The 13,198-nt window shown below is 70.3% G+C and carries 9 protein-coding genes; 5 read left to right on the top strand and 4 right to left on the bottom strand.

Features of this window, described 5'->3' with window-relative positions; genetic code table 11:
- Positions 1 to 97 precede the first annotated feature (97 nt).
- Entirely contained in the window at positions 98 to 868 is a 771-nt protein-coding gene (locus G4D86_RS00355) for a zinc-dependent metalloprotease (protein WP_163988141.1), read from the top strand.
- A gap of 89 nt (positions 869 to 957) precedes the next feature.
- On the opposite strand, the gene G4D86_RS00350 is transcribed toward G4D86_RS00355, so the two are convergent.
- The 3 genes from G4D86_RS00350 to G4D86_RS00340 all read right to left on the bottom strand — a co-directional run bounded on the left by G4D86_RS00350 (position 958) and on the right by G4D86_RS00340 (position 5,767).
- Entirely contained in the window at positions 958 to 1,560 is a 603-nt protein-coding gene (locus G4D86_RS00350; protein ID WP_163988139.1) for a hypothetical protein, read from the bottom strand.
- A gap of 169 nt (positions 1,561 to 1,729) precedes the next feature.
- Positions 1,730 to 4,171 (bottom strand): ABC transporter permease, encoded by a 2,442-nt coding sequence (locus tag G4D86_RS00345; protein WP_163988137.1) that lies wholly within the window; start codon positions 4,169 to 4,171, stop codon positions 1,730 to 1,732.
- 165 nt (positions 4,172 to 4,336) lie between these two features.
- Positions 4,337 to 5,767 carry a hypothetical protein gene (locus tag G4D86_RS00340; protein ID WP_163988090.1) on the bottom strand — a complete coding sequence of 477 codons (1,431 nt, stop codon included), beginning with the start codon at positions 5,765 to 5,767 and terminating at the stop codon, positions 4,337 to 4,339.
- Positions 5,768 to 6,065: 298 nt separating this feature from the next.
- On the opposite strand from G4D86_RS00340, the gene G4D86_RS00335 reads away from it, so the two are divergent.
- From G4D86_RS00335 to G4D86_RS00325, 3 genes are all read left to right on the top strand, one after another.
- Positions 6,066 to 8,576, top strand: a complete 2,511-nt coding sequence (locus G4D86_RS00335; RefSeq protein ID WP_163988087.1) for an MASE1 domain-containing protein — start codon at positions 6,066 to 6,068, stop codon at positions 8,574 to 8,576.
- A gap of 126 nt (positions 8,577 to 8,702) precedes the next feature.
- Positions 8,703 to 10,190, top strand: coding sequence for an aspartate ammonia-lyase (locus G4D86_RS00330; RefSeq protein WP_163988085.1), 1,488 nt, complete (start codon positions 8,703 to 8,705; stop codon positions 10,188 to 10,190).
- Positions 10,191 to 10,315: 125 nt separating this feature from the next.
- Positions 10,316 to 10,861 (top strand): hypothetical protein, encoded by a 546-nt coding sequence (locus G4D86_RS00325; RefSeq protein WP_240359966.1) that lies wholly within the window; start codon positions 10,316 to 10,318, stop codon positions 10,859 to 10,861.
- 10 nt (positions 10,862 to 10,871) lie between these two features.
- Here the strand turns inward: G4D86_RS00325 and G4D86_RS00320 are convergent, their stop codons facing one another.
- Complete coding sequence (locus G4D86_RS00320; protein ID WP_163988081.1) at positions 10,872 to 11,468, bottom strand: HdeD family acid-resistance protein; 597 nt, start codon at positions 11,466 to 11,468, stop codon at positions 10,872 to 10,874.
- 318 nt (positions 11,469 to 11,786) lie between these two features.
- Here G4D86_RS00320 and G4D86_RS00315 point away from each other — a divergent pair, with 318 nt between their 5' ends.
- On the top strand, positions 11,787 to 13,136 hold the full coding sequence (locus G4D86_RS00315) for a DUF2254 domain-containing protein (protein WP_163988079.1): 1,350 nt from the start codon (positions 11,787 to 11,789) through the stop codon (positions 13,134 to 13,136).
- The last annotated feature ends 62 nt before the right edge of the window (positions 13,137 to 13,198 follow it).

Below are 13,198 nucleotides of genomic sequence, written 5' to 3'. Positions count from 1 at the left end.
ATTTTACAGCTGTGTTGCCCTAGAATTTCTTGGTCCTCCGACGTTCCCGTTCTGGGACGGCGGGGAGGACTGATTGAGACAACGAGGGGCAACGAACATGTTCAAGAAAGCGGCAGTCGTGTTGGTCAGCTGTGGCGCGTTGCTGTCTGCCTGCGGTGGCGAGCCGCAGAGCGAGAACGATGAGATCGTCTCCAACCTGATCGAGGCCGGGTTCCCGTCCAACGACATCATGGTCGCCGACGGTGCCGTGTACGTGGGGCGCGACGCTCACGTCACCCTCGAGTCGTCCCGCGAGATGCTCCAGTCCGGCAAGCAGACCGCGGAGCAGTACCAGACGACCAACATCGTCGGCACCGGCGTGACGAAGATCTGCATCGTCCCCACGTCCCAGTTCAACGGCTACAGCCGCCTCAGCGCGGGGCTCGACCTGGCCATCGAGAACTACAACAGCCAGGGCCTGCGCATCACGTTCGCGCGCGGTTCGGCCTCGGATTGCACCGCGACCATCTCCGCGCGGACCACGAGCGGCGTGGGCGGCTCTTCCGGGTTCCCCAAGGGCGGCAAGCCCTACGGCACCATCAACATCGGCACCGGGCTTGAGAGCTACAGCGTTGACGTGAACGAGCACGTCATCACGCACGAGATTGGCCACACCATCGGGTTCCGTCACTCGGACTACTACGACCGCAGCATCAGCTGCGGCGGCGCCGCCAGCAACGAGGGTGCCTCGAACGTGGGCGCCATCCACATCCCCGGGACGCCGACCACGGCCACGAATGGCGGGTCGGTCATGAACTCCTGCTTCCGCTCGAACGAGAGCGGCGAGTGGAGCAGCTCCGACCGCACCGCGCTGAACTACCTGTACTGAGAGCTGAAGCGCGTGCCAGGCGGTGCCCGACGTGGGCACCGCCGTGCCGCTGCCCCGTCACGGCGCGGTGAAGGTGCGCGGGTCCGCGCTCAGCTCTGGGGAGACGGCTGCTCTCCCTCGGGCTGCTCCGCCTTCGCCGTGTCGGCGCGGATCTTCTCGGAGCGCTCGCACAGGTCATTCCAGGCGGCCTCGTATTCCTTCTTCATCCGGGGCCACTCCTTGCCCTTGCTCTTCATCAGGTCCTTGAGCACCGCCTGGGTGTTCTGGAGCGAGCGGCGCAGGAACACGAACTCCTCGCGCGTCAGCAGCGTGTCCTCGGCCCGGGTCCGGTCCCTGTTGGCCTCCCAGCCAGCGAACTGGGCGCCAAGGCTCTGCAGCTCCGCCTCCCGCTTGCGCTCATAGCCCGCGCGGACGACCTCCACCTTCGTCTCCATTCCGGTGACGGACTTGTCGAGTTCCTCGTAGGCCCGGCGCAGCTCCACCTTGCCGCTCTCGAAGTCCTCGGTCCCCTTCCTGCGAATCTCCTCCAGCTTGCGGCGGAAGTTCTCGGACCGGCGCTTCGCTCCGGATAGCTCCTGGATGTCGGCCTCCGCCTTGCGGACATCGGCTTCGGCTTCGACTTCGGCGAGCCGCGCGTCGAGCTGCTGCTTCTCCGCCTCCATCTTCTTCACGTACGCCTCTTGTTCCGTCATGGCTGCCAGCTCCCTTCGCCGCGCCTCGCGGCCACGGCTCCGTGCAGGTCAGGTGATGGATGAGGACGACCGTGCGGCGACGTATACAGGCCGGCGGGTGTGAGCCTGGCCCCCGGAGCCCTGGGGCGCGGGCTCGGGCACCGGCGCCTTGCCTGTCAGAGGAGCGGCGCTACCGCAGCGCGGAAGCAGGATCCACACGGGAGGCGCGCAGGGCCGGCAGGTAGCTGGCGAGCACGCCCATGAGGACGAGCACGCCCGCGCCGCCCGCGAGCACCGCCGGGTCCGCCGCGCTCACGCCGAACAGGACGCGCTGGAGCACGCGGCTGAGCGCGAGCGAGCCGAGCAGCCCCAGTCCCACTCCCAGCAGTGCCAGCGACGCGCCCTGGCGCACCACCATGGACAGCACGTCCTGCTTGCTCGCCCCCAGGGCCATGCGGATGGCCAGCTCCCGCGAGCGCTGGCTGAGCGAGTAGGCCATGACGCCGTAGACGCCCACCATCGCCAAGAGCAGCGCCACCGCCGCGAACACGCCCACCACCAGCGTGGGGTAGCGGCGCAGGAACAGCCACGGCGCGGTCGCCACCAATTCCTCCATGGTGCGCGCGTCGGACAGCACCAGGTTCGCGTCCTCGGCCCGCAGCTCGGTGCGCAGCGCGGCGGCCACGCTCGCGGCGCCCGGCTTCATGCGCACCACCAGGATGGCCCGGCTGGACGCATTCTGCGCGTCCGGCGTGTAGACGATGGGCGTGGCTTCCGCATCCAGGCCCGCCATGCGCTCGTCGCCCACCACGCCCACGATTTCGCGCGGCTTCTGCTCTGAGTTGAAGGTGAAGCGCACGCGCTGGCCCACCGGGTCCTGTCCCGGGAAGAGCTTCGCGGCCAGCGTCTCGTTGATGATGACCACCTCGGGCGCGTCCACGTTGTCCGTGCCGGCGAAGGCGCGCCCCCGCACCAGCGGCACGCTCAGGGTGCGGAAGTAGTTGGAGGTGATGGAGCGCAGATGGGCCTCGCTCTCCTCGCCCTGCACCGGAGGCGGCCGGCCTTCCACCACGTAGCGGATGGTGTTGCCGCGGCCGCTCAGCGGCAGCTTGCTGGTGAAGGCCGCGCCCGTCACGCCGGGCAGCGCCTCCGCGCGCGCCAGCAGCCGCGTGTGCAGGTCCGAGAGCGGACGGTCGTCCTGGTACTGCCCCGGCGGGGGCAGCACGTCCATCACCACCAGGTTCTCCCGGTCGAAGCCCGGGTCCACCGCCATCATCCGCGTCAGGCTCTTGAGCAAGAGCCCCGCGCCCACCAGCAGCACCAGCGCCAGCGCCACCTCGCCCACCACCAGCGCCTGGCGCAGCCGTCCGCGCGCTCCGCCCGCCACGCTCCGGGCCTGCCCCTTCATCGCGTCCTGCAGGTCCGGCCGGGTGGCCACCACGGCGGGCGCCAGGCCGAAGAGCACGCCCGTCAGCAACGACACGCCGAAGGTGAAGCCGAGCACCCGCGCGTCCAGCGGCAAATCCCGCAGGTACGGCATCGTGCCGAGCTGCGCGGCGGGGATGGCCGCGAGCAGCAGCTCCAGCCCCCACTGCGCGCACAGCAGCCCGGCCGCGCCGCCCAGCAGCGCCAGCAGCAGGCTCTCCGTGAGGAGCTGCTGCGCCAGCCGCCACCGGCTCGCGCCCAGTGCCAGGCGCACGGCCAGCTCGCCCTGGCGCGCGGTGGCCCGGGCGAGGAGGAGGTTCGCCACGTTGCCGCAGGCGATGAGCAGCACCAGCCCCACCGCGCCCAGCATCACCAGCAGCAGCGGCCGCAGCGGGCCCACGATTTCGTCGCGCAGGGGGACGAGCCGGGTGCCCACGCCGCTGTTGCTGTCGGGGTGCTCGGCCGCGAGCGCCTCGGAGATGCTGGCCAGCTCCGCCTGCGCCGCCTCTTGCGTCACGCCCGGCGCCAGCCGGCCCACCACGCGCACCCAATGCATGTTGCGGCGCTCCGTCATCCGCGCGGGGACGTTGGGACGCTGCGGGCACCAGACATCCGCCGCCTCGGCGAGCGCGAACTGGAAGCCCGCCGGCAGCACGCCGATGACGGTGCTCGGCTCGCCGTCGAGGTTGAGCGTGCGGCCGACCACGGACGCGTCTCCGCCGAAGTAGCGCTTCCACGCACCGTGGCTCAGCACGGCCACGCGCTCCGCGCCGGGAAGGTCATCTTCCGGCCCATACAAACGGCCAAGTGACGGCTGCGCGCCCAGCGTGCCGAAGAAGTTCCCCGAGGTGAGCGTCACCTGCACCATCTGCGAGCCCTCGGCGCGCACCATCGGCGCGGTGCGCGGCACGTAGCCGGCGAGCGACTCGAAGGACTTCGCGCGGGCCTGGTAGTCGACGAAGTTGGGGTAGGAGGCCTCCATGCTCTGGAAGTCGTCCTGGTTCCGGCGCGTCTCCCACACCTGCATCAGCCGCTCGGGGGCGGGGTAGGGCAGGGGCCTGAGCAGGGTGGCATCCACCACCGTGAAGATGGCCGTGTTGACGCCAATGCCGAGCGCCAGCGTCACTACTGCCACCACCGTGAACACGGGGTTCTTGAGGAGGCTGCGCAGCGCGTACCGGGCGTCCTGGGTGAGGCTCGTCAGCATGGAGGGCACCTGTGGGAGTCCAACTCCCGCAGCAACCCCCGTGCCGCCGTCAGTCTCGGGGCGCTTCGTGTGGGTGGACGCCGCGCCTGACCGCTCCTGGGACGGGGCATCCCAGGAGCGCACACGGCCCGCGGAGTCGCGCACTCAGGAAGGAAATCGCGCCTGCTACGGAGGCGTGCAGTCCAGGACGGGCTCTCCGTCCAGGTAGCAGGCGCCGTTGGAGCACCCCATGCCCGCCGGGCACTGGCAGAAGACCGTGCCGACACAGTCCCCGTTGCCGCTGCACTGGGTGGCAACCGTGCACGCGTCGTTGTCGTCGCAAGACTCACCCAGGCCGCTGGGCGCGTAGGAACAGGTGCCGTTGGAGCAGGTCCCGGGGTTGTCGTAGCACTGGCCCGGCGGGCTGTTGCAGACCACCGCATTGCCACCGCACGTGCCGCCGCCGTTGCACACGTCGCTGGTGGTGCAAGCGTTGCCGTCGTTGCAGGCCGTGCCCTGGCTCTTCGCGGGATAGCTGCACGTTCCGTTGGAGCAGGTGCCAGAGGATTGGTGGCACTGGCCCGGTGGGCTGTTGCAGACCACCGCGTTGCCGCCACACGTGCCACTCCCACTGCACACGTCACCGGTGGTGCACGCGTTCCCGTCATTGCACGCCGTGCCCGTGGGCTTCAGCGTGTAGCTGCACGTTCCGTTGGAGCACGTGCCCGCGGACTGGTGGCACTGGCTCGGTGGGCTGTTGCAGGCCACCGCGCTTCCACCGCAGCCTCCACTGCCATTGCACACGTCACCGGTGGTGCACGCGTTGCCGTCGTTGCAGGCCGTGCCCTGGCTCTTCGGGGCATAGCTGCACGAGCCGTTCGAGCAGGTCCCCGCGGATTGGTAGCACTGGCCCGGCGGGCTGTTGCAGGCCAACGCGCTGCCGCCACACGTGCCACTCCCGTTGCACACGTCGCCGGTGGTGCATGCGTTTCCATCATCGCAGGCCGTGCCCTGGGTCTTCGGAGTGTAGACACACGTGCTCCCATTCCACGTCCCCGGTGAGACATGACACGCGCCAGGCGGCGTGTTGCATATGGGCGGTGGAGTGTTCGAGGCGATGTTCAGCTTGAACCCGCCGTTCTTCGAGTTGGGCGGCGAGTAGCTGTCGACCACGATGCGCAGCACGTCGCCGGCGGCCAGGGTCAGCGTCACGGACGAGGTGAAGTTCGTCCCGGCGACGACGTCGTCGCTACATCCGAGAAGGGCCGTGGTGCTGAACCGATAGACGTGCAGCACGGTGTCGAGCGCGGAGCCCGCGGTGGTGAACGTGAAGCTGCCGGCCTGGGGCGCCGTCCACTTGAAGGAGACGTCCGGCCCTCCGGGAGAGTCCGAGCACGAGGCGGGCGGCTGATACTCGTCGGCGCCCCCCAGCGTGTTGCCCGTGGCGACAGGTGTCCCGAGCTGCGAAGCCAGGTCGATCCACAGCGCGGCACGCGCTTCTCCGACTTCGTCCCTGGCCTCTTCGCTGCCCCGGGGCTCCTCCGTGCCGCACGCGGCGTGAGCCATGAGGGTGACCAACGCCGACACCAGCACTGCCCGTCTCAAAACAGGTTTCATCGCGGTGTTCTCCACGGAGCGGCGAGTCGAAGAACACATCTATATTTCTGTTGCACTCCGATAGTCAAAAACAGGGCATGCTCGCAGTGAAGTCTCACGCATGCCTGCGTCCCAGGAACCGTGCGCCGTGACGACGGCCTCCCGTCCGCGCGACCCGTCGCTCCATCGCACCGTCGTGAGGCGCCACGAGGCACCGCGTGCGCGAGCAGGCGCGGAGGTGCCTACCTTTTCCGGGGGCACTCCTCCCGGCGGGGCCTCGCGAGTCGCGGCCCCGGGAGGAGGGGAAGGCGGTGGTGCGATGGCCCACGGAAACTTCGTCCGCACGGCGGCTCCGCTTCTTCCGCGGGCCGTCATCGTGGGCCTCGCCTATTCCACGCTCGCGGTGCTCAGCGACCAGTACTTCTATTCGGACCCCGCCCGGTTCCTGGCGTTCTGGCTGCCCGCCGGCTTCACCCTCGCCCTGCTGCTGCGCACGTCGACGCGCACCTGGCCCGTCTGGCTCGCGGCCATCTTCCTGGCGGAGACGCTCATCCAGCTCCTCCTCCACGGGCGTCCCGTTGCGCTCTCCCTGGCCTGGGCCACTGCCGACAGCATCGAGCCCCTCCTGGGCGCCTCGCTGATGCGCGCCGTCATCCGGCGCCCGGTGACGCTCAGCCACCCGCGCGAGGTGCTCGCGCTGGTGGGGCTCGGGGCCCTGCTCCCCGCCATGGTGAGCGGGCTCCTGGCCGGAGCCGCGGCCGCCCGGTGGCTGGCTCCCGACGTCCCCTTCCTGACGTGGTGGACGAGCTGGTGGCTGGGGGATGCGCTCGGCGTGGTGCTGGTGGGCCCGTTCTTCCTCACCGCCTTCCCGTTTCCCCGCCTCCACGTCTGGCGTCGCGTGGAGTCGGCGGTGCTGCTGCTGCTGATCGCGGTGCTCAGCCATTGGGTCTTCAGCATTCCCTCCACGCACGGCGCCCGCGGGCTGCTGACCACCGGCTTCATCGTGCTGTATGCCGCCTTCGGCTTCTTCGTGTGGGCGGCGCTGCGCTTCGGCGTGCTCGGCGTGTCCACCGCCACGGGAGTGCTGGCCCTCATCGCGGGCTGGAACGCGGGCCGGGGGCAGGGCCCGTTCCAGCTCAGCGCGGCCACGCCCCACGAGGCGCTCGTGGCCACCCAGGCCCTCCTTGCCGTGCTCAGCATCCTGACCCTCATGCTCGCCGCGGCGCTGCGGGAGCGGCGCCGGGTGGAGCGGGGACAGCGGCTGCTCGCGGACGCGAGCGCGATTCTCGCCGAGTCGCTGGATGACACGGCGCTCGCACGCGTCGCGCGGCGGGTGGTGCCCGAGCTGGCGGATGCGTGCGTGCTGTCGCTCCGCCATGGTGGCCCCAGGGAGCTGGTCCCCGTCGGCGTGGCGGGCGCGCGGGATGCGCTGGAGGGGCTCTTGCCCTCGCGGCCCCTCGAGCCGTCCCGGACCATGGCCGTCGCCGCCGCCTCGGCGCCTCCTCGCGGGGGCGTGCAGCTCACGCTCCCGCTCGACAGCCAGGGCCACCTGCTGGGGCAGCTCGCACTCTTCCGGACCCGGCCGGGGCGTACCTTCGAGCGGGAAGACCGCGCCCTCGCCGAAGAGCTCGCCCGGCGCTGCTCGCTGATGATTGAGCGGGCCCAGCTCCACGACCAGCTCGAGGGCGCGGTGCGGCGCTCGCGCGAGTCCCTGGCCCAGCTCGACACCGTGCTCCAGACGGCGCTCATCGGCTTCGCCTTCTTCGACTCCGACCTGAAGTGCCTGCGGGCCAACGACGCATTCCTCCATCTGCTCGGTCTGGGAGAGAGCCGGCTCGCGGAGCGCCCGGCCGCGGACATCTGCTCCGACCTGGTCCCTCTCCTGCGCCGCACGCTCCAGCTGGGAGCGCCGGTGACGGAGCGGGAGCTGGAGAGGCGCTCATTCGGAGAGGAGCGGTACCTGCTGGCCAGCGGATTCCCGATGCGGTCCGCCGAGGGCATGGCGCCGTTCGGTGCCGGCGTGCTCGTCCATGACATCACCGACCGCAAGCGGGTGGATGGCGTCCACACCCGGCTCCTGCGCGAGGCCCGGACCGCCATCCGCGCGCGCGACGAGTTCCTCACCCTGGCCGCGCACGAATTGAAGACGCCGCTCACCCCGCTGGCGATTCGCATGGAGTCGCTCGCGAGCCGGCTGCGCTCGGACCACCCGGCGGAGGCGAGGACGCTGGAGGGCCTCCGCTCCCATGTGCGGCGCCTCCAGCGCCTCATCGAGCACCTGCTCGAGGCGGCCCAGGTGGACACGGGGCAGCTCTCCATCCGGCTCGCGCCCGTGGCCCTCCACGCGATGGTGCGCTCGACGGCGTCGAGCCTGCCGCGCCTGGGCACCTCGCACGTGCTGGACATGGAGACGGGAGGCCGCGAGGCCTGGGTGCTGGGAGACCGGCTCCGGCTGGAGGAGGTGATGCTCACGCTGCTGGAGAACGCCGTGAAGTACAGCCCCGAGGGAGGCACCCTGCGGGTGACGCTCGACGTGGCGGGAGACGAGGTCCAGGTGTCCGTGTCGGACCCGGGCGTGGGCATTCCTCCCGAGCAGCGGGAGCACGTGTTCGACCGCTACTTCCGGGGCAGCAACACGCCGGTGCAGTCCTATGGCGGGCTCGGGCTGGGGCTGTACCTGTGCCGCAACATCCTGGAGTCGCACGGTGGGCGCATCTGGGTGGACAGCGAGATGGGGCGGGGCTCCACCTTCACCTTCGCGCTGCCCCTGCTGCGGGCCAGCCGGGCACCGACGGAGCACGACGCGGTCGAGGCCCACTGGGCGAGCTGAGCCCCACCCGCGCGGACTGTCCTCGGACCGCCTGGACACCGCCCCCCGGTCGCATGGCCAGTACGCGCGGCGATGCCCATATAGGGCGCCGCACAGTGTGTCCCGAGCTTCCGAGGAACCCCGACGATGGCCGACCCCCGCGCGGAGCAGACGTTCCAGAAGAGCATCCACACGCTGAGCTCGAACGGCGCGGCCTTCCGGGTCGAGACCGACAGTCTCGGCTCCAAACGGATTCCGGCCGACGCTTATTGGGGAATCAATGTCAGCCGCGCGCTCGACAACTTCGCCATCAGCGGACGCCCCATCTCCGTGTATCCCGACTTCCTCTTCGGCTACGCCTGCGTGAAGCAGGCCGCGGCGCGGGCGAATGCGGAAATCGGCGCGCTCGATGCGACCCGGGCCGGGCTCATCGACCGTGCCTGTGAGGAAATCAAGGGCGGCAGGCTGCACGAGCAGTTCATCGTGGACGTCATGCAGGGAGGCGCTGGCACCTCCACGAACATGAACTTCAACGAGGTCATCGCCAACCGCGGCCTGGAGCTGGCCGGTCACTCCAAGGGCAGCTACGAGCAGCTCGACCCGAATGACCATGTGAATCGGAGTCAGAGCACGAACGACACGTATCCGACGGCGCTCAAGGTCGGGCTGATGCTGTCCATCGAGCGGTTGCTCACGGAACTCCAACAGCTGGAGCGCGCGTTTCACGACAAGGGGCGGGAGTTCGCGGGCATCGTGAAGATCGGCCGCACGCAGATGCAGGACGCGGTGCCCATGACGCTCCAACAGGAATTCGAGGGCTTCGCCGTCACGCTGGCCGAGGACCACGCGAGCCTGGAGGGCGTCATCCGGCGCCTGGCGGAGGTCAACCTGGGGGCGACGGCGATTGGCACGGGCATCGCGGCGGACCCGGGCTTCGCGGAGGCTTCGCGCAAGCATCTGGCGGCAATCACCGGACGCCCCATCGTCACCGCGCCCAACCTGATTGAGGCGACCACCGACGTGGGCGTCTTCATGGAGGTGTCCGCCACGCTCAAGCGCAGCGCGATGAAGCTGTCGAAGATCTGCAATGACTTGCGCCTGCTCGGCTCGGGCCCCCAGGCGGGGCTCAACGAAATCAACCTGCCGCCGAGGCAGGCGGGCTCGAGCATCATGCCGGGCAAGGTGAACCCCGTCATTCCGGAGGTCGTGAACGAGGTGGCGTTCGTGGTCGCCGGGGGGGATGTGGCTTTGACCATGGCCGCCGAGGCGGGTCAGCTCCAGCTCAACGCCTTCGGGCCCGTCATGGCCCACGTGCTGTTCGAGAGCCTCAAGTTCATGACCGCCGCCATGGAGACGCTGCGCGTGAATTGCGTGACGGGCATCACCGCCAACAAGGAGCGGCTCGCGCACCAGGTCAGCTCCTTCGTGGGCGTCATCACCGCGCTCATTCCGCACATCGGCTACGCCCCGGCGACGCGGCTGGCGAGGGAGGCCCTCGCCACGAACGCCAACATCGCCGACCTGGTGGTGGCCTCCGGGCTGCTGACGCGGGAGCAGGTCTCCGCGCTGCTCACCGTGGAGCGGCTGACCCGCGGCCAGGAACTGGAGCATGGCGACGAAGAGGGCACGCATTGAGCCCCTTCGGGAACAGAGCAAGTGCCCCCGGGAGCAGGTTGCTTCCCAGGGGAGGGTGTGGATGTTCCGCCAGGCAATCCCATGAGTAGAGGTCGAGTTCCATGCGTACAATCCCGTCGAAGAGGATGTCCCTTCTCACCGAGCGCGAGGCGCAGCTCGTGCTGTCCAGCGCCCCGCGCAACCTGACCGAGCTGTCGCCGCGAGAGCTGCGCAGCCGCATCCAGCGCACGCGCCGCTTGATGGAGAAATACCAGGACCAGGCGAGGCTGCAGCGCCGGGAGGCGCTTGGCAGGAAGACGCCCACCCGGACCCGGCGCGCCGAGGGCAACATCAACACCCGCCAGAAGGCCGAGTACTTCGCGCTGACGCTCGAGCGCTTCGAGAAGCGACTCGCCCAGCTCGAACGGAAGGCGACGGTCAAGACCCGCGTCGTGAGCGGGACCCGCACCGGGCGGGGGACGCGACGGACGACGGTCCGCGTGGCCACGAGAGGACGCAAGCCCGCCCGGCGCACGCGCACCGCGGGGCGCACCGCGAAGGTGTCAGGCGCGGCTTCCCGTCAGAAGAAGGGCGGGGCCCTCAAGCAGCAGCGGTTCGCTTCCGTCAAGCGCCAGGCCCATGCGTCCGCTCGCGGCCGGCGGACCCAGACGCGGCGCGACCAGCGCCGCTGAGCGCCCGTCTTCACCGGACGCCCGGCACCACGCGCCGGTGCAGGACCTTCAGGGTGGCCGCGAAGGAGATCCACGCGAACCCGCGGAAGAGGATCTCGATGCCCACGAAGGTGCCGATGAGCCACATCGCGGAGTCCGGGAACTGTGCCCAGACGATGGCGCCCAGCAACAGCGAGACGGCGCCATTCGCCAGCTCCAGGCCCCAGCCCTCCTGACGCGTGGTCAGCGAGGTGACGATGCGGAAGAGCCCCGAGGCGGCCAGCCAGCCGGTGATGAGCAGGGTGATGGACACCGCGCCCTGCTTGGGGGCGCGCACCATCAGCGCGCCCACCACCACCGACAGCACCCCGGCGAGCAGGTGCAGGGTGAACCCACGTGAGTGCCGCCCGCCGAAGGCGTGGACCACCTCGGCGACCCCGCCCACGATGACCGCCACCCCGAGCACCATCACCGAGACCAGGCTCGTGGCCACCGAGGCCCGCAGCGCGAAGCCGCCCACCAACACGAGCAGCATCCCCAGCACCAGGAACCATCCCCAGTGGCGCCGCAGCTCCTCCGCCGCCTCCAGGACGTGGGCAATGGGGGCCGGGCGCGGTGATGTCTGCATTGGCTCTTGTACGGGTTCCACGACGACCTCCCTGGCGACGGCGCGCGAGCGGGGCCGCCCGTCCGGGAGCTCCCGGCAGGTCCCCGCGGGCCGCTCCCGCGGTGCTCGCCCCATCCGCTGAGGCGCACACCCGAGGGTAGGCCCTCGGCGCGCGCCCGACAGCGGGCGCTCGGCCCCCTCTCCAGGAAGAGCGCTCCCGGGTCAGGAGTCCCTGCGCCGCATGCCCGCGCGCCCGTTGACGGCCAGCGGGGGCAACGCACCATTGGCGGGGGGCCTCCGGTTCATCGCGTTCCGGGCGCGAAGGGACGAAAGGAACGCATGGTCACCCGCCGTCTGAGCAAGTTCCTCCGTGAGCCCTACTGGCTGGTCCTGCTCGGCCTGCTCGTCATGGGCGTGGTGCTGGGAATCTGGCTCGCCCGCCAGCAGACGGACACGGAACCGGCCGTCTTCGGGCTGGCCTGGCGGGGCGACCCCAACGAGACCCGCTACGTGCTCTCGGCCATGTTCGGAATCCAGACCACCGTCCTCACCGTCGTCCTGTCCCTGAATGCGCCGGTCATCCAATCCGCGGCCAACCAGTACTCGCCCCGGCTCGTCCCCATCTACCTGAAGAGCGCGCCGTTGCGCCGCGCCATCCCGCTGTTCGCCCTCTCCAGCGGGTACATCATCGCGGCCATCCGCGAGCTGGGCCTCATCGCGGACGCGGCAATACGGCCGCGCCCCGTCATCTCGGGCGCCTTCATCCTGGTGTTCACGGCGCTCTTCTCCCTGGTCTTCTGCATGATTCGCACCTTCCGCTTCATGCGGGTGGAGCGCGTCCTCGGGCTCGTCCAGGACTTGATCGTCACGGCGACGGAGCGCCGCATCCAGGCTCGCTTGAAGCGGCTCCCGCTCGACCCGGAGGCGACCCTGGTGCTCCCGGCGGATGCCACCGCGCTCGGCGCTCCGGAGTCGGGCTACCTCGCCGAGGTCGACCTCCGGAGCCTCGCGCACCGCGCCCGGAAGAGGGGAGTGCGGGCCCGCATCTACCTCACCGTGGGCGAATACGTCGACAAGGGCGAGGTCGTCGGATGGGTGGTGGCGGACGGCGGGGGGCCCGTGGACGACGGTGCGCTGAGAGACCTCGCCCACGCCCTGCGAATCACCGCGGCACGTGAGCCCGGCTGCGACCCCGCCCTGGGCATCCGCATCCTCGTGGACGTCGCCAACCGCGCCCTGTCCTCGTCCGCGAACGACCCCTACACGGCCCGGCAGGCGCTGCAGCAGGTTCGCACGGTGATGCGCCGGCTGGCATGCCTGCCGCTCGGGGACTGGAACGTGGTCGACCCGGACGGCAGGGTGCGGGTCTCCATCGTGGCCACGCGGCTGCGCGACTTCCTCTTCCTCGCCGTGGATGGCCCCCTCCACTACGGGATGGGGAATCCCGAGGTGCTCGAGGAGGTGCTCCAGATTGCCCTCGTCGTGGGGCAGGTCGCGCGCGACGAGGAAGACCGCGCGGCGGCGCACGCGCTCCTCGCCCGCGTGCTCGCCGACGCCAACGCCCACGGTGCCCTGGAGCGAGAGCGCTTCCGTCGCCTGCTCACCGAGGCGGAGCGCGTCAGCGCGATATTCCAGGGCGGGCGGCGCACGACCGTCGAACGAACGCGTGCCCATTGGCTCCCTGACTGAGTGCGCCCCGCCTTGCCCCGGCGTGCGATTGCACGCCGTGAGGTGCGTGGTGAGCGTTGTGG

The organism is Pyxidicoccus caerfyrddinensis (assembly GCF_010894405.1).
Lineage (GTDB): Bacteria > Myxococcota > Myxococcia > Myxococcales > Myxococcaceae > Myxococcus > Myxococcus caerfyrddinensis.
The sequence above is the reverse complement of the archived record's forward strand: the minus strand, read 5'-3'. Positions and strand labels throughout refer to the sequence as shown.

Bases quoted from the DNA above. Each gene is read 5' to 3' on its own strand.
- G4D86_RS00335 (WP_163988087.1), top strand. From the start codon at position 6,066: ATGGCCCACGGAAACTTCGTCCGCACGGCGGCTCCGCTTCTTCCGCGG.
- G4D86_RS00355 (WP_163988141.1), top strand. From the start codon at position 98: ATGTTCAAGAAAGCGGCAGTCGTGTTGGTCAGCTGTGGCGCGTTGCTG.
- G4D86_RS00340 (WP_163988090.1), bottom strand. From the start codon at position 5,767: ATGAAACCTGTTTTGAGACGGGCAGTGCTGGTGTCGGCGTTGGTCACC.
- G4D86_RS00320 (WP_163988081.1), bottom strand. From the start codon at position 11,468: ATGCAGACATCACCGCGCCCGGCCCCCATTGCCCACGTCCTGGAGGCG.
- G4D86_RS00330 (WP_163988085.1), top strand. From the start codon at position 8,703: ATGGCCGACCCCCGCGCGGAGCAGACGTTCCAGAAGAGCATCCACACG.
- G4D86_RS00345 (WP_163988137.1), bottom strand. From the start codon at position 4,171: ATGCTGACGAGCCTCACCCAGGACGCCCGGTACGCGCTGCGCAGCCTC.
- G4D86_RS00325 (WP_240359966.1), top strand. From the start codon at position 10,316: ATGTCCCTTCTCACCGAGCGCGAGGCGCAGCTCGTGCTGTCCAGCGCC.
- G4D86_RS00315 (WP_163988079.1), top strand. From the start codon at position 11,787: ATGGTCACCCGCCGTCTGAGCAAGTTCCTCCGTGAGCCCTACTGGCTG.
- G4D86_RS00350 (WP_163988139.1), bottom strand. From the start codon at position 1,560: ATGACGGAACAAGAGGCGTACGTGAAGAAGATGGAGGCGGAGAAGCAG.